This window comes from Pantoea sp. PNT03, from assembly GCF_014852515.1.
In the GTDB taxonomy this organism is placed as follows: Bacteria; Pseudomonadota; Gammaproteobacteria; order Enterobacterales; family Enterobacteriaceae; genus Pantoea; species Pantoea leporis.
The window spans coordinates 68484-94206 of record NZ_JACVBT010000003.1 but is presented as its reverse complement, the minus strand read 5'-3'; the positions used below and the strand labels follow the sequence as shown (position 1 = coordinate 94206).

23 protein-coding genes are annotated in these 25723 nt (G+C 54.3%); 14 read left to right on the top strand and 9 right to left on the bottom strand.

The window, feature by feature from the left end; all coding sequences use genetic code 11:
* Positions 1-89: 89 nt before the first annotated feature.
* Entirely contained in the window at positions 90-236 is a 147-nt protein-coding gene (locus tag IB226_RS23415; RefSeq protein ID WP_110867540.1) for a Hok/Gef family protein, read from the bottom strand.
* 283 nt (positions 237-519) lie between these two features.
* On the bottom strand, positions 520-1419 hold the full coding sequence (locus IB226_RS12210) for a LysR family transcriptional regulator (RefSeq protein ID WP_192235706.1): 900 nt from the start codon (positions 1417-1419) through the stop codon (positions 520-522).
* Positions 1420-1517: 98 nt separating this feature from the next.
* Here IB226_RS12210 and IB226_RS12205 point away from each other — a divergent pair, with 98 nt between their 5' ends.
* From IB226_RS12205 to yacL, 3 genes are all read left to right on the top strand, one after another.
* Positions 1518-2513, top strand: coding sequence for an aldo/keto reductase (locus IB226_RS12205; protein ID WP_192235704.1), 996 nt, complete (start codon positions 1518-1520; stop codon positions 2511-2513).
* A gap of 238 nt (positions 2514-2751) precedes the next feature.
* Entirely contained in the window at positions 2752-5349 is a 2598-nt protein-coding gene (gene acnB, locus IB226_RS12200; RefSeq protein WP_192235702.1) for a bifunctional aconitate hydratase 2/2-methylisocitrate dehydratase, read from the top strand.
* A 170-nt stretch (positions 5350-5519) separates the two neighbouring features.
* Entirely contained in the window at positions 5520-5882 is a 363-nt protein-coding gene (yacL, locus tag IB226_RS12195) for a protein YacL (RefSeq protein ID WP_101762088.1), read from the top strand.
* Between the two features lie 38 nt (positions 5883-5920).
* On the opposite strand, the gene IB226_RS12190 is transcribed toward yacL, so the two are convergent.
* The 4 genes from IB226_RS12190 to IB226_RS12175 form a co-directional block, all read right to left on the bottom strand.
* The gene (locus IB226_RS12190; protein WP_101762087.1) at positions 5921-7246 is read right to left on the bottom strand and encodes an MFS transporter; all 1326 of its coding nucleotides are present in this window, start codon (positions 7244-7246) and stop codon (positions 5921-5923) included.
* A gap of 43 nt (positions 7247-7289) precedes the next feature.
* Positions 7290-8243 (bottom strand): phosphoglycerate dehydrogenase, encoded by a 954-nt coding sequence (locus IB226_RS12185; protein WP_192235700.1) that lies wholly within the window; start codon positions 8241-8243, stop codon positions 7290-7292.
* 143 nt (positions 8244-8386) lie between these two features.
* Entirely contained in the window at positions 8387-9271 is an 885-nt protein-coding gene (locus IB226_RS12180; RefSeq protein ID WP_192235698.1) for a dihydrodipicolinate synthase family protein, read from the bottom strand.
* Positions 9272-9288: 17 nt separating this feature from the next.
* Positions 9289-10437: an iron-containing alcohol dehydrogenase gene (locus IB226_RS12175; RefSeq protein ID WP_192235696.1), complete on the bottom strand. Its 1149-nt coding sequence runs from the start codon at positions 10435-10437 to the stop codon at positions 9289-9291.
* A gap of 181 nt (positions 10438-10618) precedes the next feature.
* Between IB226_RS12175 and IB226_RS12170 the strand changes: the two genes are divergently transcribed.
* Genes IB226_RS12170 through IB226_RS12160 form a run of 3 tightly spaced genes read left to right on the top strand, consistent with a single transcriptional unit; the run spans position 10619 to position 13631 of the window.
* A complete protein-coding gene (locus IB226_RS12170) occupies positions 10619-11890 on the top strand; it encodes a four-carbon acid sugar kinase family protein (protein ID WP_192235694.1) in 1272 nt (423 codons plus the stop codon).
* The gene (locus IB226_RS12165) at positions 11883-12863 is read left to right on the top strand and encodes a D-threonate 4-phosphate dehydrogenase (RefSeq protein ID WP_192235692.1); all 981 of its coding nucleotides are present in this window, start codon (positions 11883-11885) and stop codon (positions 12861-12863) included. Before IB226_RS12170 ends, IB226_RS12165 begins: the two co-directional genes overlap by 8 nt.
* Positions 12864-12869: 6 nt before the next feature.
* Positions 12870-13631 (top strand): DeoR/GlpR family DNA-binding transcription regulator, encoded by a 762-nt coding sequence (locus IB226_RS12160; RefSeq protein ID WP_101762081.1) that lies wholly within the window; start codon positions 12870-12872, stop codon positions 13629-13631.
* 220 nt (positions 13632-13851) lie between these two features.
* Here the strand turns inward: IB226_RS12160 and IB226_RS12155 are convergent, their stop codons facing one another.
* Positions 13852-14199 (bottom strand): YacC family pilotin-like protein, encoded by a 348-nt coding sequence (locus IB226_RS12155; protein ID WP_007888732.1) that lies wholly within the window; start codon positions 14197-14199, stop codon positions 13852-13854.
* Positions 14200-14376: 177 nt separating this feature from the next.
* On the opposite strand from IB226_RS12155, the gene cueO reads away from it, so the two are divergent.
* Entirely contained in the window at positions 14377-15924 is a 1548-nt protein-coding gene (cueO, locus tag IB226_RS12150) for a multicopper oxidase CueO (protein ID WP_192235690.1), read from the top strand.
* On the opposite strand, the gene IB226_RS12145 is transcribed toward cueO, so the two are convergent.
* Positions 15917-17206 carry a cystathionine gamma-synthase family protein gene (locus IB226_RS12145; RefSeq protein ID WP_101762079.1) on the bottom strand — a complete coding sequence of 430 codons (1290 nt, stop codon included), beginning with the start codon at positions 17204-17206 and terminating at the stop codon, positions 15917-15919. The two genes, cueO and IB226_RS12145, sit on opposite strands and share 8 nt — an antisense overlap.
* Before the next feature lie 165 nt (positions 17207-17371).
* Between IB226_RS12145 and hpt the strand changes: the two genes are divergently transcribed.
* The 7 genes from hpt to IB226_RS12110 all read left to right on the top strand — a co-directional run bounded on the left by hpt (position 17372) and on the right by IB226_RS12110 (position 25258).
* Positions 17372-17908: a hypoxanthine phosphoribosyltransferase gene (hpt, locus tag IB226_RS12140; RefSeq protein ID WP_192235688.1), complete on the top strand. Its 537-nt coding sequence runs from the start codon at positions 17372-17374 to the stop codon at positions 17906-17908.
* 192 nt (positions 17909-18100) lie between these two features.
* Positions 18101-19027 carry an ABC transporter ATP-binding protein gene (locus IB226_RS12135; protein WP_101762077.1) on the top strand — a complete coding sequence of 309 codons (927 nt, stop codon included), beginning with the start codon at positions 18101-18103 and terminating at the stop codon, positions 19025-19027.
* On the top strand, positions 19024-19794 hold the full coding sequence (locus IB226_RS12130) for an ABC transporter permease (protein WP_101762076.1): 771 nt from the start codon (positions 19024-19026) through the stop codon (positions 19792-19794). The genes IB226_RS12135 and IB226_RS12130 overlap by 4 nt, the downstream gene beginning before the upstream one ends.
* 347 nt (positions 19795-20141) lie before the next feature.
* Positions 20142-20861 (top strand): fimbrial protein TcfA, encoded by a 720-nt coding sequence (locus tag IB226_RS12125; RefSeq protein ID WP_192235686.1) that lies wholly within the window; start codon positions 20142-20144, stop codon positions 20859-20861.
* A gap of 59 nt (positions 20862-20920) precedes the next feature.
* Positions 20921-21412 (top strand): CS1 type fimbrial major subunit, encoded by a 492-nt coding sequence (locus IB226_RS12120; protein WP_192235684.1) that lies wholly within the window; start codon positions 20921-20923, stop codon positions 21410-21412.
* Between the two features lie 44 nt (positions 21413-21456).
* Positions 21457-24084 carry a TcfC E-set like domain-containing protein gene (locus IB226_RS12115; protein WP_192235683.1) on the top strand — a complete coding sequence of 876 codons (2628 nt, stop codon included), beginning with the start codon at positions 21457-21459 and terminating at the stop codon, positions 24082-24084.
* An 88-nt stretch (positions 24085-24172) separates the two neighbouring features.
* Positions 24173-25258 (top strand): CfaE/CblD family pilus tip adhesin, encoded by a 1086-nt coding sequence (locus IB226_RS12110; RefSeq protein ID WP_192235681.1) that lies wholly within the window; start codon positions 24173-24175, stop codon positions 25256-25258.
* 54 nt (positions 25259-25312) lie between these two features.
* Here the strand turns inward: IB226_RS12110 and panD are convergent, their stop codons facing one another.
* Positions 25313-25693 carry an aspartate 1-decarboxylase gene (gene panD / locus IB226_RS12105; protein ID WP_007888760.1) on the bottom strand — a complete coding sequence of 127 codons (381 nt, stop codon included), beginning with the start codon at positions 25691-25693 and terminating at the stop codon, positions 25313-25315.
* Between the last annotated feature and the right edge of the window lie 30 nt (positions 25694-25723).

Genomic DNA, 25723 nt, shown 5'->3' with positions numbered 1-25723 from the left:
TTCTATTTACATAAACAAATAAAAAAGGCGCGATAGCTAACACATGCGCAATGCCGAAATAGCGGGAGCGAACTCCCGCTAATGAAGTTTTACTGTTGTGGTTCGTAAGCCATAACAGCCGATAATTCAGCAGTGAATATCCGTAATCGTAATTCACAGAGTGAACTGCGATTAACCAGACACAATCCTAATAGAATGAGTCCGCTGATAATCAGCTTGCTGAATATAGACTTCATAGTCACGTTCCTCTTGATTTAGCACGAGCAAGCGACTACCCTGACATTGTCTAGGTGTTAGGGTGTTAAGTCGCTCACCCGTGTGGTTAATGAAAATTAATCTCACGGGTTCACTCTCCACAACCTACCCCAATCTTTTCAGCTTGAAGCAAGTTGCCTCAAGCGCCCGCAGGCAGTGTACGCCAAACTTTTTATATTTCACCTTAATTCTAAAATTATTTATGATTAATGGATTCATATATTATCTAACCATTTAAATAGATCGAGTAATGGATGTTTTTAATTATCTATTAATTTCTTTAAGCCAATCAATAAAATGCCTTAGCGGAGCAGAAAGATATTTACGGCTCGGATAGTAGAGCCAGAATCCTTCTTCTACCTGAGTGAAGTCCGCCAGTATTTCTACTAAGTCACCGCGAATTAAATCTTCCCGCACCGTACCTTGATGCAGAAAGGCAATGCCTACGCCCGCACGGGCTGCGTGTAATATCCGCTCATTGTTATCCAGCACCAGCGCCCCTTTCACCGCCACTTCCTGTTTGCGGCCATCCTGCCAGAATTCCCAGCGATAACGTCGTCCACTGGGAAAGCGTCTTTCTATGCAGGGATATTGCAATAGTTCAGCAGGCTGATGCGGTACGCCATGCTGTGCAATAAAAGCCGGGCTTGCCACCGCCAGCGCCCGCATCGGTGCGCCAAATGGCACCGCCACCATATCCTGCGCCAGCACATCGCCATAGCGCACGCCGGCATCAAATCCGGCCTCTACGATATCCAGCAGTGAATCGTTGCTGTCGATCTCCAGTGTGATCTCGGGATAGCGCAGCAAGAACGGCAAAATGAGCGTATCGAAGAACAGCGCTTCCGCCGAGCGCGGCATGCTAATGCGCAATACGCCGCGTGGATCGTTGCGCCAGTCGTTGAGCTCATCCACCGCTTGCGACAAATCGGCAAGCGCAGGCTGAATGCGCTGTAAAAAGCGTTCACCGGCTTCAGTCAGCGCCACTTTGCGCGTAGTGCGATTGAGCAGCCGCACCCCTAAACGCGCTTCGAAATGGCGCATCGCGTGGCTCAGGCTGGAAGGCGTGACGTTGCGCTCCTCCGCTGCTTTGCGAAAGCTCAGATGCTGCGCGATGGCAGCAAACATCTCCAGTTCCTGCATAGACGCACGATATTTATTCATTGCTGAGTTTTACTCACTAAATCGGCAAGAATGTCTCAATTGTTGCCGTGATTGCTGAGGTTTATAACATTAACACCAACAGCGAAGAGGATTAAACAATGCAACAACGTCAATTAGGCAATCAGGGACTAGTGGTGTCGGCGCTGGGATTAGGCTGCATGGGCATGAGCTTCGCCTATGGGCAAAATGATGAGAAACAGGCGCTGAACACGCTGACGCGGGCATTTGAGCTGGGGGGCGATTTTCTCGATAGCGCCGAAGTATATGGTCCATTCACCAACGAGAGCTTATTGGCAAAAGCAATAAAAGGGCGCAGCGATATCAAAGTCGCCACCAAGTTTGGTTTTCGCATTACCGATCAGGGCGAAGGCTGGCAGCGGATTACCGGGGTGAATAGCGATCCGGCGCATATTCGTCATGCGGTCGAAGGTTCCTTGCAGCGTCTTGGTGTGGAAACTATCGAACTGCTCTATCAGCATCGTCTCGATCCGGCGGTGCCAATCGAGGACGTGGTGGGCGTGATGGCCGATCTGGTGCGGGAAGGGAAGGTGAAATATCTCGGCTTGTCTGAGGTATCATCCGCCACCTTGCGGCGCGCGCATGCGGTGCATCCGATTTCGGCGCTGCAAAGTGAATATTCGCTGTGGTCACGCGATCCGGAGCAAGATGTCCTCGCCACATGTAGTGAACTGAACATCGGTTTTGTGCCTTACAGCCCGCTGGGACGCGGCTTTCTGACCGGCAAATTCCCGGCTGCCGCCACCTTAGCGGAAGATGATTTCCGTCGTTCGCTACCGCGCTTTCAGCAGGGTGCGCAGGCTCATAACCAGAAGTTAGTAAATCAACTTACCGAGATGGCTACAAGTTATGACGCGACGGCTGCCCAGCTAGCGTTAGCGTGGGTGCTGGCAAAAGGCGAGTTTATTGTGCCGATTCCCGGCGCCAGCAAAATCGCCCACCTGGAACAGAACTGCGCCGCCGCCGATTTAGCATTACGTCATGCGGATGTCGCCACGCTGGACGAGTTGTTTAGCGAGAAAAATATTCTGGGCGAACGCTATCACGACAGCGAATTCGTGCTGGTTGATCGTTAACACTCTTCTGCGTACATGAGAACAAGCAGGCTTTCATAGCCTGCTTTTTTATGTGATCCCGCTCAATTTGCAGATGAAGCTGCTAAAAAACGCACGAATGTTGCTTTTTTGTAAACAGATTAACAATCAGGCGAAATGCTGCTATGCTGCCCCACGCGGAACCGGGCACCTCACCCTACTGTTCGACAGCATCAAGGGGTGCACCGGAAAGCTATACAATGAGAGCGAGGAGAACGTCGTGCTAGAAGAATACCGTAAGCACGTTGCCGAGCGTGCTGCCCAGGGAATCGTACCTAAGCCGTTAGATGCTTCCCAAATGGCCGCGCTGGTTGAACTGCTGAAAAACCCGCCAGCGGGTGAAGAAGAATTCCTGACCGACCTGTTGGTCAACCGTGTCCCACCAGGTGTTGATGAAGCGGCGTACGTAAAAGCCGGTTTCCTGGCAGCTGTCACTAAGGGCGAAGCCCACTCTCCTCTGGTTACTCGCGAAAAAGCCGTTGAGCTGCTGGGCACCATGCAGGGAGGTTATAACATCCATGCGCTGATTGAAGCGTTAGAAGATGAAGCCTTAGCGCCGATTGCTGCCGAAGCCCTGTCTCACACGCTGCTGATGTTCGATAACTTCTACGATGTCGAAGAGAAAGCCAAAGCGGGTAACCCACACGCGAAAAAAATTATCCAGTCATGGGCCGATGCCGAATGGTTCCTGAAGCGTCCAAAACTGGCTGAAAAAATTACCACCACCGTGTTCAAAGTGACCGGCGAAACCAACACCGACGACCTCTCTCCGGCGCCGGATGCATGGTCACGTCCGGATATTCCACTGCACGCGCTGGCAATGCTGAAGAACGCCCGTGAAGGCATCGAACCCGACGATGCGGGTAACATTGGCCCGATCGAACAGATCGAAGCACTGCAGACCAAAGGCTTCCCGTTGACCTACGTCGGCGACGTGGTCGGTACCGGTTCTTCACGTAAATCCGCCACCAACTCGGTGCTGTGGTTTATGGGCGATGATATCCCTTACGTGCCAAACAAAAAGGGCGGCGGTCTGTGCCTCGGCGGTAAAATCGCTCCTATCTTCTTCAACACCATGGAAGATGCGGGCGCCTTGCCGATCGAGCTCGACGTTGATCGTCTGAACATGGGCGATGTCATTGACGTTTACCCGTACAAAGGCGAAGTGCGCAATCACGAAACCGACGAATTGTTGGCGACCTTTGAGCTGAAAACCGACGTGCTGCTGGACGAAGTCCGTGCTGGCGGTCGTATTCCGCTGATCATCGGTCGCGGCCTGACCACCAAAGCGCGCGAATCGCTGGGTCTGCCGCATAGCGATGTGTTCGTGCAAGCCAAAGATGTGGCTGTTAGCACCCGCGGTTACTCGCTGGCGCAGAAAATGGTCGGCCGCGCGTGCGGCGTAGAGGGTGTCCGTCCGGGCTCATACTGCGAACCAAAAATGACCTCAGTGGGTTCTCAGGACACCACCGGTCCAATGACCCGTGATGAACTGAAAGACCTGGCGTGCCTCGGCTTCTCGGCTGACCTAGTGATGCAGTCATTCTGCCACACCGCCGCCTATCCGAAGCCGGTCGACGTGACCACGCACCATACGCTGCCAGACTTCATCATGAACCGTGGCGGCGTGTCGCTGCGTCCGGGCGATGGCGTTATCCATAGCTGGCTGAACCGTATGCTGCTGCCAGATACCGTTGGTACCGGCGGTGACTCACACACCCGTTTCCCAATCGGTATTTCCTTCCCGGCAGGCTCTGGTCTGGTGGCGTTTGCTGCTGCGACGGGCGTGATGCCGCTGGATATGCCGGAATCGGTGCTGGTGCGCTTCAAAGGCGAAATGCAGCCGGGTATCACCCTGCGCGATCTGGTACACGCCATTCCGCTGTATGCGATCAAAGCTGGCCTGCTGACCGTTGAGAAGAAAGGGAAGAAAAACATCTTCTCTGGCCGCGTGCTGGAAATCGAAGGTCTACCGAAACTGAAAGTTGAGCAGGCATTTGAGCTGACCGATGCCTCGGCTGAGCGTTCTGCTGCCGGCTGTACCATCAAGCTGGATAAAGAGCCGATCATCGAGTATCTCAACTCGAACATCGTGCTGCTGAAGTGGATGATCTCGGAAGGCTACGGCGATCGTCGTACGCTGGAGCGCCGCATTGAAGGCATGCAGAAATGGCTGGCCGATCCGCAACTGCTGGAAGGCGATGCGGATGCTGAATACGCGGCAGTGATCGATATCGATCTGGCCGAGATCAAAGAGCCAATTCTGTGCGCACCGAACGATCCAGATGACGCGCGTTGGTTGTCTGACGTGCAGGGCGAGAAGATTGACGAAGTGTTCATCGGTTCGTGCATGACCAACATCGGTCACTTCCGCGCGGCCGGTAAACTGCTGGATGCCCATAAAGGCCAGCTGCCAACCCGTCTGTGGGTTGCGCCGCCAACCAAAATGGACGCCGCACAGCTGACCGAGGAGGGCTATTACAGCGTCTTTGGTAAGAGCGGTGCGCGTATCGAAATTCCGGGCTGTTCACTGTGCATGGGTAACCAGGCGCGTGTGGCAGACGGCGCGACGGTGGTTTCCACCTCAACCCGTAACTTCCCGAACCGTCTGGGTACCGGTGCGAACGTCTTCCTGGCGTCAGCAGAGCTGGCGGCGGTCGCTTCGCTGCTTGGCAAGCTGCCAACGCCGGACGAGTATCAGCAGTTCATGCTGCAGGTTGATAAGACCGCGGCTGACACGTATCGCTACCTCAACTTTGATCAGCTGGGACAATACACTGACAAAGCCGACACAGTGATCTTCCAGACTGCCGTTTAATCGGTTATCGGGATGAACAAGGGGACGATGAAAATCGTCCCTTTTTTTATGCCCTTTTTTCCGCTGACATCTCCAGGCATAATGCGAGCGCGATCCCACTTTATTCAGCGTGCTGCGCACAAAATGCACTAACACTGTGCTGCACAGCGCGTCATCAGTATGAGGCAATCATGGAATATGAATTTCTGCGTGATTTGACCGGTCAGGTCAAAGTGCGTATGTCGATGGACCACGAAGCGGTGGGGCACTGGTTCAACGAAGAGGTCAAAGACAATCTGCCGTTGCTGGATGAAGTTGAGGCCGCCGCCCAACAGGTGAAAGGCACCATCAATCAGTGGCAGCGTGTCGGGCATGAATACACGCTGTGGCTGGATGATGAAGAGGTGATGATTCGTGCCAACCAGCTGGCGCTGGAAGATGACGGCATGGAAGAGGGCATGACTTATTACGACGAAGAGAGCCTCTCTTTCTGTGGCGTCGACGATTTTCTTGCAGTGATTGCCGCTTATCGGCTGTTTATTGCCGGTAAATAACTAAACAGTAAGGTCGCCATTGATGGCGACCCAGCCGATTACCGCGCCGCGCCACTTGCCACGGAATGCGCATGCGTCACCTGTTCCTCATCGACGATAGGTTCAACTTTACCCATCAGGAACAGATAGTTAAGAATGCCAATCACCACCAGCACCGCCGAGAACACCAGCGCCCAGGTAAAGTGGCCGGTTGCGCCAACAATCGCGCCGGTAATGATCGGCCCCACCGCGCCGCCCATGTTTGAAACGGTATTCTGCAGCCCCGCCACAATCGACACGCTGTTTTGCGGTGCCACATCGCCCGGCAAGGCCCACACTTGTGATGCCGCCACGGTGGTGCCGGATTTGGCGATACACAGCAGCAGCACGGTCATAAACACCGAATCGGTGAACGGGGCAAATCCGATACACAGCGCCATCAGCAGGCCGATGGTGAGAAACAGTTTTCGTGTAGCGGTCAGCGACAGTACTTTGTTATGCACCATGCGATCCGATGCCCAACCCGCCAGCACTTCAATCACCATGCCACAGATCAGCGGCAGCGCAGCCACCATCCCCATTTTGAGGAAATCCATGCCTTTATCTTTCACCAGATAGGTCGGCAACCAGGTAATAAAGAAATAGGAGGTGTAGTTGATGGTGAAAAAGCCAATGCACATTGCCCAGATATTGCGGTAGCGCAGCAGCTTGTACCACTTCATCGGACGCACGCTTTTGTCGCCGTGCTTTTGCGTCTGGCCATTACGGATGAAGCGCACTTCTTGCTGGCTTATCGACTTATGATCTTCCGGATTCTCGGCGTAGATAAAGTACCAGGCAATCACCCAGAACAAGCCCAGCGCACCTATAGCGAGGAAGGTCAGACGCCAGTCGAACAGGGCGATCATAAAGACGATCAGCGGCATGGCCACCGCACCACCAAATTTGGAGGCACTGTCGAACAGGCCAGAAACCGTGGCGCGTTCGCGATCCGGGAACCAGCGCGCGGTAATGCCCGCGTTGCTGGGATAGGCGGCGGCCTCACCGACGCCGAGTGCTAAACGCAGCGCCAGCAGCGATTTAAAGCCGGTCGCCAGTCCCATCGCCATGGTGGCGATCGACCACCAGCCGACGGCGATACCAAGCCCTTTTTTCTGGCCGAAGCGATCGGCAAACCAGCCCGCCGGGATCTGCAACAGCGCATAAGACCAGAAGAACGCCGCCATGATGAAGCCCATCATTTCAGGATTGATATCGAGTTCTTTGATCAGATGCGGAGCCGCTGCCGAGAGAACGGTGCGGTCAATGTAGTTAATGGCGATGGCCAGCCACATCAGGCCAGCAATCCACCAACGGATACGACTCGAGCGCGCAGAGTTAGTCATAGTAATTATCCACTCGAAAAAGGTTACAGGATAAGGCGGCGTGTTATTCCAGCCCGTTCATCACGTTGATTGGGCGTTCGCCCTGTTGGATGCACTGCACAATTTGCGTCACGCAGCGTTCACCAATCGCGCTGATCGCACCGTCGGTGTAACCGGCGATATGCGAAGTGGGAATGAAGTTGCTAAGCGTAAACAGCGGATGCTCGGTCAGCGGTTCCTGCACAAACACGTCAGCCGCTGCTCCGGCGATCACGTTATCCAGCAGCGCCTGATAAAGATCCTGCTCATTCACTACGCCGCCGCGTGAGGCATTAATCAGGAAGGCATTTTTCTTCATGCGTTTGAGGCGCGCGGCATTAAACAGATTCTGCGTTTTGTCGGTAAGCGGCATGTGCAGAGTGATGAAATCGCTGGTTTCGGTCAGCTGATCCAGCGTGACGAAGTCGATGCCGTGTTCAGCAGCAAACGGCTCATCAGGATAAAAATCAAATGCGATCACCCGCATGTTGAAACCTCTGGCGCGCAGCGCGACCTGCTTGCCAATATTGCCCAGCCCGATGATGCCCAGCGTTTTACCGTACACGTCGGTGGCAAAAATACGCGGCCAGCTGCCCGCTCGGGTTTCGATGGCGGCTTGGGTGATCTGACGCGCGCTGTTAAGGATCAAAGCAAAGGCGAAATCAGCGACAGCATGTTTATTGGCATCCGGCACGTTGGTGACGTAAATCCCGCGTGCACGCGTGGCATCCAGATTGATGTTGTCGACGCCAACGCCGTGCTTACAGACGATTTTCAGCTGCGGTGCTAACGCCAGCAGCTCTTCGTTGATGTCGGTAAAAGCCACGATCAGCGCCACGGTGTCCGCCAGATGCGGCTGGAGTGCGCTCAGCGGCGCATCGGCGGGCAGCGTGATCAGCTCAAAACCGTGCTGTTGCAGCGTGGTTATCGGCGTCGCGTCATATTTTGCAAACGACGGTGAGGTACAGATGACTTTCATAATTCTTCCCGATGTTGAAAATAAATACCGTTCCCGCGGATCGCATGCATCGTAGCGGCGCAATTTATTGCGCGAAAAATCGCGCCGCTACGGCTTGTGCGGCGATTGAAATCGGCTTCACGCTGCTATGGTGATGACTCTAATTACTGCAAATACTGATTCACAATCTGGCGGATCTTCTGCTCTTCTTCGGCTGAGAAACTCACCGCGTAGCGGCTGTCACCAACCTCAAAACCAAGCAGCGTCACTGCTTTTTTCACTGCAGCGGGAGAGAAGCCGACGCTATACAGATCGGTGCGCAGACCGGTCACATTCTCTTGCGCCAGGCGCGAACCTTCGATATCGCCGGCATGGAAGCGCGCCCAAATCGCGTTGATCTCTTTAGGCGCCACGTTAGCAAGGCCAGAAATACAGGCCGAACAGCCGTCGACAAAGCCCTGATGAATCAGCGAATCCGGGCCGTTCAGCACATCAAAACTGTTGATGCCTGCAGCCGCTTGCAGGAAGCCGCTCAGGCTCTCATAGCTGCCGGCGCTGTCTTTGATACCGATGATGTTCGGGTGTGCGGCCAGCGTGCGTACGGTTTCCGGTTGCAGCGTGTTGCCGGTGCGCGCCGGAATGTTGTAAAGGAACAGCGGCACGTCGATGGCGTCAGCCACCGCGCGATAGTGGGCAATCAGCTCTTCCTGCTTTAGCGGCACGAAATAGGGTGTGATGACCGAAACCGCATCCACGCCCAGCTTCGCCACTTGTTTCCCAAGGCGAATGGTTTCACGCGTGGAGATCTCGCCAATGTGCGCCACCACCGGCGCGCTGCCGTTCACTTCATCGACGCAGGTCTGCGTCACCGCCAGCTTCTCCTGTTCGTTCAGCACGAAGAATTCGCCGTTGGTGCCGCCGCAGAAGATACCGTTGCCGGCGCTTAACTGGCGTTGTACCTGCTCGCGCTGGGCGGCTGGGTTGAATGCGCCGTCGCGATCGAAGGTGGTGACGATGGCGGTTAATACGCCCTGAATTTTCTTACTCATGGTGTCCTCAATAATCCTTAGTAATTCAAAGCCGGAAACAGCGTCAGATAGACGTTTCGTACGTCATCGGCGCCCACTTTCATCGGTACATTCTTCATCAGGCGCTGCACGTCGAGCGCGGCTTCCACCAGATACGGCAGATGATCCGGGCCGATACCCAGCTCTTCCAGGCTGGCGGGCAGCTTCAGGCGCTTCACCAGTGCGGCAAAATACGCCACCAGCGCGTGGGATTTGGCTTCGTCGTCCAGCGTGATATCGGCATCCGGCAGCAGATCGTAAACCTGAGCGAATTTGCTCACCGCCGCCGGTCGTACAAAGCGCATGCAGGGCGCAAGGAGAATGGCGTTGGCGACACCGTGCGGCAGGTGATATTTGCCGCCCAGCGGATAAGACATGGCGTGCACCAGATGCGTACCGGCATGCGCAATGGACGCGCCACCATAATAAGATGCCCACAGCATATTCAGGCGCGCTTCGAGATTGTCGGGTTCGGCGATAGTGGTTTCGAGGCTGGCAAACAGCTTTTTCATGCCGATCAGCGCATAGTTATCGCTCACCGGGTTCGCCACGGTCGCGGTAAAGCACTCAATCAAATGGCACAGCGCATCGATACCGGTGGAAGAAGCGATGTGCGGTGGCATGCTGGTGGTGAGTTCTGGCACCAGCGCGACATAATCTGGCAGCATCACCGGCGTGATAATGCCGACTTTGGTCTCTTTCTCAGGGATCGCCAGAATCGCGTTGGGCGTGGCTTCCGAGCCAGTACCTGCGGTGGTCGGAATCAGTAGCGAAGTGGTGCGCGTGTGCGGCTTCTCACCAGCCAGTAACGCCTCCAGTGTCGGCGCATCTTCGACACACAGAATCGACAGCAGCTTAGCGACATCCAGTACGCTGCCACCGCCGATGCCAATCACCAGATCCACATCGGTGCTCGGCAGCGCGGCGACAATGGCCGCCACATCGTGCTGGCTAGGCTCTGGCGGCACCGTGTTGACGATGCTCAGGCTGACAATCTGCTGCGTGAGCTGGGCGATCAGCTTTTGTACCGCCGGAATGCCTTCAATATTCTTATCGGTCACCAGCAGCGCTTTGTCTTTACCTTGCAGTAAATAGCTGAGGTCATTGAGCGCCTGAAAGCCACTGATCACGGTGCTGTTGATATTCATCTCTTACCCTTACGTTTTTGCGCGGAATGATTGATTTTGCTCAGTCGGCGCGAGTTCCATCACTGCAGTGCCTAATTTTATAGGGCAAATTGATTTCGATTAATTTGATCTTGCTCACATATAATCAATCATGATTGAATATAATCATTGCGACCCGGCAGCGGCCGGAAGAGGAGAGAGCATGACTTCACAGCCATGGAAAACGCCAGTCTTAGTGATTGCCGATGACTTTACCGGCGCCAATGACGCGGGCAGCGGGCTGGCACAAGCCGGGGCGCGTGTGCATGTGCTGTTTGAGAGCAGCACGCCACACGACGCTGGTGCTGCCGATGTGCTGGTGATCAGCACCGATAGCCGTGCAACCAGCGCACAAGAAGCGGCCCAACGCACGCAAGCTGCCATTGAGCAACATCAGGCCATCGCTAACGACGGTTGGTTATTTAAGAAGATCGATTCCACGCTGCGCGGCAATCCCGGCGCCGAGATCGAAGCCGCGATGCAGGCCAGCGGTAAAACATTAGCCTTAGTGGTGCCGGCGGTGCCGAAGCTGGGACGCACCACGCGTGCGGGTGACGTGTGGATCCATCAGCAGCGTTTGATCGACAGCGAATTCGCCAGCGATCCCAAAACGCCGGTCACCAGCGGCCATGTGCTGACGTGTCTGCAGATGCAGAGCACATTGCCGGGTGAAACCCTCGATCTCGCCACGCTGCGCAGCGATCAACTGGCGCAGGTGCTGGCCAGCAAGCAAGGTTTGCTGGTGGTGGATATCGAGCAGGACGCCGACATTGCCTTGTTGATGGCCGCGGCAGCCACGCTGGAGACGCGTCCGTTGTTGGCCGGAGCGTCCGGGCTCAGCGATGCGCTCGGCGCGTTGCTGGCGGCACGTCAGTCGCGTCCGGTGCTGGCGGTGGTCGGTTCGATGAGCGCCATTGCGCAGCAGCAGATTACACGCCTCGCTAGCCAGCGTGACATCCGCATTATCGACATTGATATCCGTCAGCTGTTTGCCCAACCGGCCTGGCCGCAGGCTGAACGGTGGCAGCAAGAGATGCAGCAGGCGCTGCACGACGGCGCGCATTGCGTGGTACGCACTACCCAACATGCCGGGCAGCGTCATGAGATTGCGCAGTTGTGTCAACAGCATCAGGTTTCTCGTCAGCTATTGGGCGAACGCATCTGCCAGTTTCTCGCGCAGTTAACCCGCCGCGTGTGCCGCGAGGTGCAGCCTGCTGGGCTTTATCTCTCTGGCGGCGATGTGGCGATTGCCGTGGCCCAGGCATCAGGTGCCCGCGGTTTTCAGATTCAGGGCCTTGTGGCGGGCTGCGTGCCGCACGGGGTTTTGCTTAACAGTGAATTACACCTGCCGGTGATGACCAAAGCAGGTGGCTTTGGTGATGAAAACACCCTGGTAGAAGCCATTCGTTTTATTGAGGAGAAGTCGAGTGAGTAAAATTATTGCGATTACCATGGGCGATCCGGCGGGCATCGGCCCGGAGATCATCATTAAAGCGCTGGCAGAAGGTGAGTTAGCGGGCGTGCCTGCCGTCGTGGTCGGTTGTGCTAACACGCTGCGTCGGGTGATGGGTTTACATGTCACGCCGCAGGCTGAACTGCGCGTGCTCGACCAGGTCAAGGATGCGCATTTCGCGCCCGGCATGATCAACGTAATTGATGTGCCGCTGGCGGATGCCGCCGCGCTGCAGCCTGGCGTGGTGCAAAAAGCAGCAGGTGATTTGGCCTGGCGTTGCGTCAAACGCGCCACCGAACTGGCGCTGGCTGGCGACGTGCAGGCGATCGCCACCGCACCGTTAAATAAAGAGGCGCTGCACTCGGCGGGTCATATCTATCCCGGCCACACCGAACTGCTGGCGCAACTGACCAACACCAAAAATTACGCCATGGTGCTCTACACCGATAAGCTGAAAGTGATTCACGTCACCACGCATATTGCGCTGCGTAAGTTCCTCGATACCTTAAACGGCGAGCGCATTCAAACGGTGATCGGCATGGCCGACAGCTTCCTGCGCCGCGTCGGTTTCGACCAGCCGCGCATCGCGGTGGCAGGCGTTAATCCGCATGCCGGTGAAAACGGTCTGTTTGGTGATGAAGAGATCACCATCGTCGCGCCTGCCATTAACGCCATGAAAGCGCAGGGCATTGATGTCAGCGGCCCGTGTCCGCCCGATACCGTGTTCCTGCAGTGTCAGGAAGGACAGTACGATATGGTGGTAGCGATGTACCACGATCAAGGCCATATCCCGCTGAAATTACTAGGCTTTTACGATGGTGTTAACATCACTGCGGGCCTGCCGTTTATCCGCACCTCGGCGGACCACGGCACCGCGTTTGATATCGCCTGGACAGGTAAAGCGAACTCTGCGAGCATGGCGATCTCCATTAAACTCGCGATGCAGCTTGCATAGGGAAATATGAAGGGACAAAGCCGTCTCGACCAGATTATGGATTATCTGAAGAGCCATAATTTGGTCACTGTTGAACAACTGGTGAGCGCGATTTCTGCCTCGCCAGCGACGATCCGCCGCGATCTGATCAAGCTGGATAAAGAGGGCGTTATCAGCCGCAGCCATGGCGGCGTTACGCTGAATCGCTTTATCCCCAATCAGCCGACCACGCTGGAGAAGATGCAGCGTAATCTCGCCGAGAAGCAGGCCATCGCGCAGTTTGCCGCCAGCTACGTGCAGTCGGGTGATGCGGTGGTGCTGGATGCCGGCACCACCATGCTGGAGCTGGCGCGCCAGCTGACGCACCTCAAGCTGCGGGTCATCACCGCCGATCTGCATATCGCGCTGTTTCTGTCGGAGTTTAAGCAAATCGAAACCACCATTATTGGTGGACGCATCGACGATTCCAGCCAGTCGTGCATTGGCGAACACGGTCGCCGTTTGCTGCGCAGCATCAATCCTGATATTGCCTTTGTCAGCTGCAACTCGTGGAGCATCGAACGCGGGATTACCACGCCAACCGAAGAGAAAGCCGGATTGAAGATGGATCTGCTGGCCAACGCGCGCCGCCGCGTTCTGCTGGCTGACAGCAGTAAATACGGTTCATGGTCGCTGTATTGCGCCGCGCCGATTGATAGCCTGACTGATGTGGTGACGGATGCACGTCTGGATGAAGCGGTGTGCCGCGACCTGCGCGAGCGGGGTATTGGATTGGAGTTGACGGTTTAGATTTAGATTGAGATTGTGCTGGCTGTCCCCCATCCCGGCCTTCCCCCGCCAGCGGGGGAAGGAGACGCTGCCACATGCAACTCTCGAACTGACATATTGCAGCATCTTCCTCCCCCACTTGTGGGGGAGGACCGAGGAGGGGGACAGCGAGCACCAACCAAGGAGGGGGGCAGCAAGCACCAACCGAGGAGGACAGCCAGCACCAACCTGCGGGCAATGATTACTTAACGTAAGCCAGCAAACTCAACGAATCGCGCGCCAGCGACTTACACTTCTTGTCGTTGGTAATGGCGATACCGCTCAAATCCTTGTAGCTCTCTTCGCCCAGCGACTTCATGTTGTAATTGCTGTAGTTGCTTAAATCCCAACGGTTCTGTTGGGCGAAAAACACCAGTGCTTTACGAATCTGCGCGTCTGGCAAATCCTGATAGCCACAATCGTTCTTGAGATAAACGAACACGGCGGTGAGGTCGGCCAGATCTTCTGCTTCGGATTCGCTCAGGGCAAAACTGGTGGAGGAGAAGCCAAGGAGTCCCGCCAGCAGCAGGATCTTGATGCTTTTCGTCATAATCATTCTCAACAAGGGACAATTTATTGACGTTAGCACAGTTATTGCCGCTATTCCGCTAAATTTGCCCTTTCGGGCCATTCCCACCCTTTTTATCAGTGCAATCTGTTTCAGGGCTTGACCCTCCCGCAGGGTAAAGGTTTACGCTGTGCCCTTATTCACGACAAGGATAAGAATATGCAACGTCGTCATTTTCTAAAGTTGACTGCCGCACTCAGCGCCGCCGGTGCGCTGCCGCTGTGGAGCCGCTCACTAATGGCCGCCACGCGCCCATTATTACCGATTCCCTCCATTTTGCAGCCTGATGCCCGCGGGCAATACACCTTGACCGCCATGACCGGTAGCAGCCAATGGAATGGCAAAGCGGTGCCTACCTGGGGATACAACGGTGGATTGCTCGGACCCGCGCTGCGTCTGCAACGCGAAAAAGCCGTCACGGTGAATATCCATAATCAACTGCCGGAAGCCACCACCTTGCACTGGCACGGGCTGGAGATCCCCGGCGATGTTGATGGCGGCCCGCAAGGGATTATTGCGCCCGGCGCGACGCGTCAGGTCAGTTTCACCCCTGATCAACCCGCAGCGACCTGCTGGTTCCATCCGCATCACCACGGCAAAACCGGTTATCAGGTGGCGCAAGGTCTGGCGGGTTTGGTGCTGCTGGAAGATGAAGCGTCCGGCAAGTTGCGTCTGCCGATGCAGTGGGGCGAAGACGATGTGCCGCTGATTTTCCAGGATAAGCAGCTGAATAAAGCGGGAACGCAAATCGATTATCAGCTCGATATCATGCGTGCCGCCGTCGGCTGGTTTGGCGACATGATGCTCACCAACGGCGTGCAGTATCCGCAGCATGCGGTGCCACGCGGCTGGCTGCGTCTGCGTTTGCTTAACGGCTGTAACGCGCGTTCGCTGCACATTGCCACCAGCGATCAACGTCCGCTGTACGTAATTGGCAGCGACGGCGGTTTGCTGGCCGAGCCGGTGAAAGTGGATAGCTTGCCGCTGCTGCCGGGCGAGCGTTTTGAAGTGCTGGTGGATACGTCAGATGGCAAAGCCTTCGACGTAGTGACGCTGCCGGTGACGCAGATGGGCATGACGCTGGCGCCGTTTGACCAACCGCTGCCGCTGGTCAACATTCTGCCGCTGCGCGTGATGGCCAGCGGTACGCTGCCGGACAAGCTGGTGGATCTGCCGCCCATTCCAGCCACCGAAGGCCTGCAAAGCCGCTGGCTGCAGCTGATGATGGATCCGCAGCTTGATCAGCAAGGTATGCAGGCGCTGATGGAGCGTTACGGCGATAAAGCCATGGGCGGCATGAAAATGGATCATGGCGATATGGCGATGGATCACGGCAGCCACGGCAAAACTGCCGCCTATGATTTCCATAATGGCAACAAGATCAACGGTCAGGCATTTAATATGACTAAGCCGATGTTCAACGTGGAATTGGGCAAAGTGGAGAAGTGGACGATTTCCGGTGAAGGCGATCACATGCTGCATCCGTTCCACATTCACGGCACGCAGTTCCGCATCCTGTCAGAAAACGGCAAGCCGCCTGCGGCGCATCGCGCAGGCTGGAAGGACATCGTCAACGTTAACGGCTGGCGCAGCGAAGTGCTGGTGCGCTTCAACTATGTCGCTAACGCCGACAATGCGTACATGGCGCATTGCCATCTGCTGGAGCATGAAGATACCGGCATGATGCTCGGTTTTAGCGTCAGTTAACCGACGCCTCCAGCGCCAGGCGAATATCCTCGATCAGGTCGTCAGGATGTTCGATACCAATCGACAAGCGCACGGTCGCATCGGTGATGCCAATACGCTGTCGTACATCCTGCGGTACGCCCGAATGGGTGGTGCTGGCAGGATGGCTGGCAAGCGATTCGGTGCCGCCGAGGCTCACCGCCAGCTTGAACAGTTCCAGCGTATTAAGGAAACGGAACGCCGCCGCTTGCCCGCCACGAATATCAAACGAGAAGGTTGAACCCGCGCCGCTACACTGGCGCTGATACGTTTTGCCCGCCGGACTTTCTGCCGCCAGATACGGCAGCCAATGCAGTTTTTCCACCTGCGGATGATCGCGTAAAAACGCCGCCACGTTTTCGGCATTGCTGGTGGCTTTCTCCATACGCAGCGACAGCGTTTCCAGCGAGCGGCCAATCATCCAGCTGGAGTGCGGATCCAGCTGCGTGCCGATGGCGCTGCGCAGCGAACGTACCTTGCCGATCAACGCTTTGCTACCCAGCACCGCACCGGCAATCAGGTCCGAGTGGCCGCCGACATATTTGGTCAGTGAATAGAGCGACAAATCTGCGCCATGCTGCAACGGCTGTTGGAACACCGGCCCAAGCAGCGTGTTATCGCAGGCGAGAATCGGCCGCGAACCTTGCTGCTGCGCAATCACATCCGCCACCTGCTGCATCAACTGGATATCCACCAGGCTGTTGGTGGGATTGGCGGGCGTCTCAATCAGAATCAGCGCTACGCGTCCGCGCTGCCACGCCAGCTTCGCCGCTTCATGCACCTTATCTTCATCGGTGCCATCGCTGAAACCCACCGCTTTGATCTCCAAATCGTGCAGCGTTTTGCTCAGCAGCGTTTCGGTGCCGCCGTACAGCGGCTGGGAATGCAGAATCACTTCACCCGGACGCGCAAACGTCAGCAGCGTGGTGGCAATCGCCGACATGCCGGAAGAGAACAGCGCCGCGCTTTCCGCGCCTTCATACACCGCCAGCCGATCTTCTACGATTTCGCTGTTGGGATGGTTGAAGCGTGAATAGACCAGCCCACCAGTTTTGCCTTCCGGCGGCTGCTTGCGCCCGGCGACGAAATCGAAAAAGTCCTGCCCCTCTTCGGCGCTGTTAAACACGAAGGTGGAAGTGAGAAACACCGGCGGTTTCACCGCGCCTTCCGATAACTGCGGATCGTAACCGTAATTCAGCATCTGCGTTTCCGGGTGCAGATCGCGCGTACCAATTTTGGTTTTTTTACTGGATGAAGCGGTCATAGGAACTCCAGAACTCGGCGGTAAAGGGGCGGACGTGTTCCTACAGTTAACGCCAGCGCGATAAATTTCGCCACGGAATCGTTTGCGTTCTGTGCGCGGCGTTAGACGCTGGCTCGTCTATGATAGACTTCGTGGCTTTCCAAAAACCGTAACTGGACGCATGCAATGAAACATACCGTCGACGTGATGATCTCCGAGCAAGAGATCGCAACCCGAATTGCCGAACTGGGCAAGCAGATCAACGAGCACTACCGCAACAGCGGCAGCGAAATGGTGCTGGTGGGTTTGCTGCGCGGCTCCTTTATGTTTATGGCCGATCTGTGCCGCGCCATCGACGTGCCGCATGAAGTCGACTTTATGACGGCGTCAAGCTACGGCAGCGGCATGTCGAGCAGCCGCGATGTGAAAATCCTCAAAGATCTCGATGAAGATATTCGCGGCAAGGATGTGCTGATCGTGGAAGACATCATCGATTCCGGCAATACGCTGAGCAAAGTGCGTGAAATCCTGCGCCTGCGCGAGCCAAAGTCACTGGCGATTTGTACCTTGCTGGATAAGCCAGAGCGTCGTGAAGTGGACGTCACCGTCGAATTTGTTGGCTTTACCATTCCCGATGAGTTCGTGGTCGGCTTTGGTATCGATTATGCCCAGCGCTATCGCCATCTGCCGTATATCGGCAAAGTTATCCCGACCGGTGAATAACCGCACAATCGTCCAAGGCTAAACTTCCCCGCCTGCGATACACTGCGCAGCCCGTAAGCCAACGGTTTATGGGCTGGCTCGACTCTCTGCTAAACTCCATTGATTTCTTAATGTTAATGACCGCGACATCGCTCGTGCGCATTACCATTTTCATAGGCCTTTGATGTCTCTACAACAAGGTATGGATTCGCAATGACATATGCACTGGAAATTTCCGGGCTGACCAAAACCTATCCCGGCGGCGTACAGGCGCTGAAAGGACTCGATCTCAACGTGGAAGCGGGCGACTTTTACGCCCTGCTGGGGCCAAACGGCGCCGGTAAATCCACCACCATCGGTATTATCAGCTCGTTAGTGAATAAAACCGGCGGCAGCGTGCGCGTGTTTGGCTATGACCTGCAAAAAGATGTGGTCAACGCCAAGCGCCAGCTTGGGCTGGTGCCGCAGGAGTTCAACTTCAACCCGTTTGAAACCGTAATGCAGATCGTGGTCAATCAGGCTGGTTATTACGGTGTTGAACGCGCTGAAGCTAATAAACGCGCGGAAAAATACCTCAATCAGCTCGATCTGTGGGGCAAACGCAACGAACGTGCGCGCATGCTTTCGGGCGGTATGAAGCGCCGCCTGATGATCGCGCGTGCGCTGATGCATGAGCCGAAGCTGCTGATCCTCGATGAACCGACCGCCGGCGTAGATATCGAACTGCGTCGTTCGATGTGGAGTTTCCTGAAAGAGCTGAATATTAAAGGCACCACCATCATCCTCACCACGCACTATTTGGAAGAGGCGGAAATGCTGTGCCGCAATATCGGTATTATTCAGAGCGGCGAGCTGGTGGAGAACACCTCGATGAAAGGGTTGCTCTCCAAGCTGCAATCCGAAACCTTTATCCTCGATCTGGCGCCGCGTAGCCCGCTGCCGCAGCTGGAGGGCTTCCAGTATCGACTGGTCGATACCTCGACGCTGGAAGTGGAAGTGATGCGTGAGCAAGGTCTGAACAGCGTGTTCAGCCAGCTGAGCACGCAGGGCGTGCAGGTGCTGAGCATGCGTAACAAAGCTAACCGCCTTGAGGAGCTGTTCGTCAGCCTGACACAGGGAAAAACAGGAGTGAAAGCATGACGCACTTGTATTGGGTGGCGCTCAAGAGCATCTGGAGCAAAGAGATCAACCGCTTCGCCCGCATCTGGATTCAGACGCTGGTGCCGCCGGTGATCACCATGACACTCTACTTCATTATCTTCGGCAATCTGATCGGTTCACGCATCGGCGATATGCACGGTTTCAGCTACATGCAGTTTATCGTGCCAGGCCTGATCATGATGGCGGTGATCACTAACGCTTATGCCAACGTGGCATCGTCGTTCTTTAGCGCCAAATTCCAGCGCAACATTGAAGAGCTGCTGGTGGCACCGGTGCCAACGCACATCATTATTGCCGGTTATGTCGGCGGCGGCGTGGCGCGCGGCGTGTGCGTGGGGATTTTGGTTACCGCGATTTCGTTGTTCTTCGTGCCGTTCCACGTGCATTCGTGGTCGATGGTGGCGCTGACGCTGCTGCTGACGGCGATTCTGTTCTCACTGGCGGGTCTGCTAAATGCGGTATTCGCGCGCACTTTTGACGATATCAGCCTGATTCCCACCTTCGTGCTGACGCCGTTAACCTATCTCGGCGGCGTGTTCTATTCGCTGACGCTGCTGCCGCCGTTCTGGCAAGCGGTGTCGAAGCTGAATCCGGTGGTGTATATGATCAGCGGCTTCCGTTACGGTTTTCTCGGCATCAACGATGTGCCGCTGGTGTTCACGCTATCGGTGCTGATCGCCTTTATCGTGGTGTTTTATGTGCTGGTGTATTCGCTGATTCAGCGTGGGCGCGGGTTACGGACCTAACCTGGCATAGCACCTCTGTCCCCTCCTTTGTAAAGGCCATTTTATGGCCTTTTTTTTCGTCCTGAGTTTGTCGCCTGTGGCATTAACACCTTCTTAACGGGTCAGGTGGGGATTGAGATATGTCTCAAACGCTGCCCTGTTTTGGCGCTTAAGACTGATGCTAACAGCCAATACCTTCTAAAGGTTGGACTTAAAATATTGAAGAAACTGGTCTTATTAAAATTTTAACCGCATCCGCTTTTCTCCTCGCTGCCTTATCCCGAAACGTCTTCCCTGATGTGACTTAATTTCCACAATAGATTGTCGTCATAAAAGGCTATCGGAACAGCATAAGACGTTTAGGCATTATGAAGCAGTTAACAGCAGTATTGAGCGCCATTCTTTTGGGCTTAATGGGGATTCATGCCGCGATGGCCAATATGAGCGTTTATCCCATGGTAATAAACCTGGATGAAAAGCGTAATGAAAACACGCCCATTCAAATCACCTCTAAAAGCGAAAATACCCAATATGTACGTGTGGTGGTTAAAGAGGTTATTCATCCTGCAACGCCAGAGGAACAAGAACGCGAAGTAAAAAGCTGGCAGGGTAAAAATATTGTGGTATCCCCGGTTAAGTTCGCTTTGCCTGCCGGAGCGAATAAACTCGTGCGGATTATAGCGCTGCAGCCGGTGAGTCATGAGCATGTTTACCGTATTTACTTTGAGCCGGTCGCCGCTTTAGACAGTGATGCACCGGCTGTGACCAATAAAATCAATGCTTCGATTGGCATGAGCTTAATTTGGGGTGTGCTGGTGCGCCAGCAACCATTAATCGCTCAGCCTGCCGTGGAATATGATCGACATAAACAGCAGTTGCATAATCGCGGTAATGTTCGCGTGATTCTGCAACGTTATAGTTATTGCAAAAAAGAGATGAAAGAGAATGCATGTCAATGGATCCAGGATCAACGCAGTGTCTATCCCGGTGAACGTTACACGCTGAAAAATCAGCCTAAGCATGGCGCTTTAAGGCTGGTATTTAAATTACAAGGAGAGGATCAAGAGAAAATAAGTGTCTTCCCTTGATTGTCCTGCGTAACGGCTAACATTAGCCAATTCAATAAAAGTGAATAAAGGAATAGGAAATGAAAGTGAAAGTACTCGCGGCAATGGCTTTAATGGGAGGCATTGCCTTCAATGCCTATGCGGTTGATCAGGATATTACCGTCACGGCATCCATTGATCCCATGATGACATTAATGATGGAAGATGGCTCAAATCTACCCTCAGCGATTGAAATGAAGTATCTGGCCGATATGAATAAATTGGCGCCTAAAATTATTAATACCCGCGTGCATACCAATGATGTTGAAAAAGACCTCAACATCAAACTGTATAACGCAGCGCAATTGACGCACACCCTGACGCCAGCAAACACCATTCCGCTGACGGTTAAATTTGATGGGAAAGCGTTGACGACGACTAACACTACTTTTACCGCGACCAGCCTGTTTTCAACGGCAAAAGGTGCCGGTGCGTCGCGTTCCATTCCATTGGAAATCTCCAGCGGCAATGTTACGCCTGCAGCAGGTTTTTATACCGGTCTGGTAAGACTGGCAGTGGTGCAGGCACCTTAATGCTGTTGTGACAATCGTAATATTTCTGGCTTGAGATTTTAATTGTGAAAACGTTCTCCTGGTTAATTCTATTTTTGGTCGGTGCAGCGATTTATCCCTGCCTGGCGCAGAGCCAGGAGAACGTGCCATTAGGTTTTGAAGAGTTATTACTGGGTCAGCATGAATTACTGTCTGTGCGTTTAGCCAGCCATGACTTAGGGCTTTATGATGCGCTGGTAAAACCTGATGAAATCCAGTTTTCGCAACCAGAAAAATTGGTTCAGCGGATCAAAGAAATTTATGGTTTAAGTGACGAACACGAAAAAAAGCTAACAACGGCTTTGCGTCAGCCACTCGCCCGTAATGGGCATAAAGCCTGTTTAAATGATGTTTCCTCAATACGTTGTGGGCAATTGGATACAGAAAGTGCTGCGCTAATTTATAATGAAAGCCGCAATGATGTTGATCTGTTTATTAACGTCACATGGCTGCCACTAGCCCCTGCGGGTACTGGCTATTACGCACCTGCGCTGAACGCGCACAATGCACTTATCCATCAGCAGCAAATCAATATCGCTACGTCTGACACAACTAAAAATATCAGCATTATAGGAAATGGTGCATTGGGATTGGGCGAAAAAAGTTATCTCTCCGGTAGCTGGCAAGCATTGTTCAATCAACAATCACATTACACGGAAAAAACATTTCGCCATGATGATCTGTATGTTCGTCATGATATTGGCACACGCCGCTATGTTCAGGCTGGCGAAATGGATAAGCGCAATCTCTATGGCGCGCTCGGCGGAAATTTTAATTTATCGTTATTACCGCTGCCTAAATTTTATGGAGTACGGCTGGGCACCACCCAAAGTTACGTTAATAACAGTGAAGAGAGCGAAACAACAACACCTATCACCTTATTATTATCGCGAACCACGCGGGTGGATGTTTATCGCGATGATGAACTGTTGGGTACGCAATACCTGCCCGCAGGCGTGGTGAAACTAAATAGTCAGGCATTTCCCCAGGGACGTTATCTTTTAACGTTGAAATTCTATGAAGAGGGCGCATTAAGCCGCGTACAACAATACCCGTTTAGCAAAACGACGCTGCAGCAGGGTCCGGCAGATTTTCAATGGTTCACACAGCTGGGGAAGGTGGCTGAGGCCGTTAATTCGGCGCCAGACGTTAAAAATCCTCCCCCTTTTGCATTGCAGAGTGGCTTCAGAACGCGCCTTGCCGAACCGCTGACGATCACCAGCGCCGTTTCAGTGCTGGCAGGAGAAAGCTTTAATGAAACCCGTCTGGATTGGCAAAACGTCTCATCCCTCGGAATAGTCAATCTGGGAATCGGGGCAATGGCGAACGAACATGGGCTGGCTGGCAATATTCAGCAGCTTGCGATGACTAAAGGCGCAACGCTTTCCTTATATCGTTATCAGCAGCAAGGTAATACCTGCATATCGGCCACGCACGCAGGTCAATATCGTTGTTCACAGAGTCTGAATGCAACGCTTTCTGGTCAGCTTGCGGGCAGCGCGGTGTCGCTGGGATACAGCAAGAGCCGCGCCTCAGTAACACCTGACGTTAGGGTTGATACCGCGCCTTCATATCCGCGCTATACAGATCAGCAGGCCAGCAAACAGACGCGCTGGCAGCTGGATATCAGCCGCAGTTTCACACTTAACACGCTATTAGTGTCGGCGCGTGCGGGCATCTTTCGTAGCATAAGTAGCGGTCAGGAACCCGATCGCGGTGGATACATCGGTATTTCCCTGTCCTATGTGCCGCGCGAGGAAGCCGCTTCGGATCGGCGTCACACTTCGCAGATTGGAGGCGAGTATCGCCGTCAACACAGCCAGGGGGCTGAAATGGGTTGGCAGGCTTCACATGCGGTTTCATGGTTTGCTCCGGAATATCGTGAATTAAGCGTGACCGCGACGGGCAGCCAGGGAGGCGAAATGTATTCTCAGCTCTCGGGGCGACGTGATGGGATGCATGGCAACGTCTATGGAACCTTATCCCATAACCAGGGTGGAACCAGTTTAACCGGAAGCTATAACTCGGCCTTCGCCGCCACGTCTCAGGGATTTTGGTCGGGCAGCAGCGCAGGCAGCACGGATTCTCCGGCGGGTGTGGTGGTAAGCGTGGATGCTGACAGCGCGTTATCGGGTCCAGCGGCAGAAGTCATGGCCAATGGCCATACTTATGCGCTCAATTTTGGCGACAGTGCTTTTCTTCCGGCGGTGGGATATCAATCGGGCACGCACCGCATTCGTGAGAGCACATCGAGTGATAATCAGCAGGCCGCCACGCTCAGTACCGGTGGCAGTGAACAATCATTGTTTTTGCTGCCGGGTAAAATTGTGCAGCGCAAGGTAAAAGCGCGGCTGAATTTAACCTATGTCGGACGGGCGCTCAAAGAAAATGGTATGCCATTGCGCGACGCCAGGGTGATAAATACACCGGCGCAATTAGATAGCGACGGTGGCATGTTATTTGATAGCACACAGCGCATCACCACGCTTTATCTGCAGGAGTCGATGCAGATATACGCCTGCGCGCTACGTGTAAAGCAGCGTAAAAATGCTGTGCAGTTTATTGGTGAAGTGATGTGTCCGCTTATAGATGTGGCGGCGCTACCAGACGCGATGCGCAACAATATAAGCCTCGCTGCGTTTAATAACCCTTAATGGCTTCAAAAGCGAGTGACAAACAATGCACTTTTTAACCCTGAGCTCACGCATATATAAGTGGGTAGGCATAATAATATGCGGCACGATGTTAATCACGCCGGTGGCCCATGCCGATCAGGAAGCGAGTGATATTAATAAAATTGTCACCGCCGCTGTATCCAAACAAAAACTACCGAGCAAAATTGATATTTTTGTACGCGAAATTGCTGGCTGGAAGGTGGATGATGCCCGGCGCTGGGGCTATGGCACCTATTTGTGCGACTCATCAACTGATCCGCAGCACGGGGCATGTGAAACGAGCGCGAAATATTCTGGCGGCGAAGCGGAATCTGAAATCGTATTAACTTTCACCGAGCGTAAAACGAAAAATAGCGTCAATCTGAAATTGATCGCTTACCGGCAGCCTTATGGGCGTGGCGAGGCTGCACGCTGCACCGGAGGCTATTTTACCCATGAACACTATGCCATTAACGATAAGTTCTCGCCCAACTGTGGCGGCTATCTGCGCCAGGGATCGGGCCTGAGCGTCTATATCAGTGCAGATCAGCTCGCGCTGTTGCCCAGCGGCGGCATATGGGAAGCCGATTTAAAAATAAATGTGATGCAGGGAGAGCCGTTTCAAAAAGCCGCGGAATGGCGCGTAAATATCCAATTGAATATCGATGACAATGCGGCGCAACTCTATTTTCCCGCGTTTCATACCGCTACGCCGCGTATGGCGCTTAACTTGCGTGATACGGGAAAAAATATGGCGGGCGCAGGCCACAGCTATCTGGATATGTGCATGTACGATGGTTATGGCGCCAACAGTCAATCTCTGCAATTAACGCTCTCTGATGGCGTAATGTTGCCCGATCGCAGCAGTACCGATTTCACGATTATTAAACAAGGCGCTTTGAACACGGATAAAAGCCAGCGTATCGATTTTCAGGCATTCGTGGAGTGGAATGGCATGACGCGTCAATTCACTAACCAGTCCGCGCTGGTCATTCCCCGTAACGACTACGGTGACTACCGCTTGGTGATGTTGCCGGGAATCAATGTTCCGGTGGCCTGTACGCTGGGACGATTACGCTTATCGACGCCGGCCTTTGATCACGCGACTAAGGCGGCGGGTCAGTACTCAGGCACGCTGAGGCTGGAATTTAAAGTCGAAACCGGCATTCCGTAGCAGGCTGCGGGTTGTGGGAATCGAAAAAGGGCGCCGCTTTGGGCGCCCCTGAATTTAGGCCACCTGAACCGGCAACGCCTTAGCGAGGCGCTTCATTTCGTTATCGCCTTCGAAGTAGGCAACTTTCGGCTGCCAGCTGCGTGCGACTTCATCTTCGACCTGCACGTAAGAGCAGATGATCATGATGTCACCAGCGCAGGCGCAGCGTGCGGCGGCACCGTTGACTGAGATGATCTTCGAGCCACGTTCAGCGGCAATCGCGTAGGTGGAAAAACGCTGGCCGTTGGTGACGTTGTAAATGTCGATGGCTTCGTATTGCAGAATGCCGGAGGCGTCGAGGAAATCCTGGTCAATGGCGCAGGAACCTTCGTAATGCAAATCTGCCTGAGTGACTTTAACGCGATGCAGTTTGCCTTGAAGTACGGTGCGAATCATAACTGTCTAACCTTGTTAAGCTGCCAATAA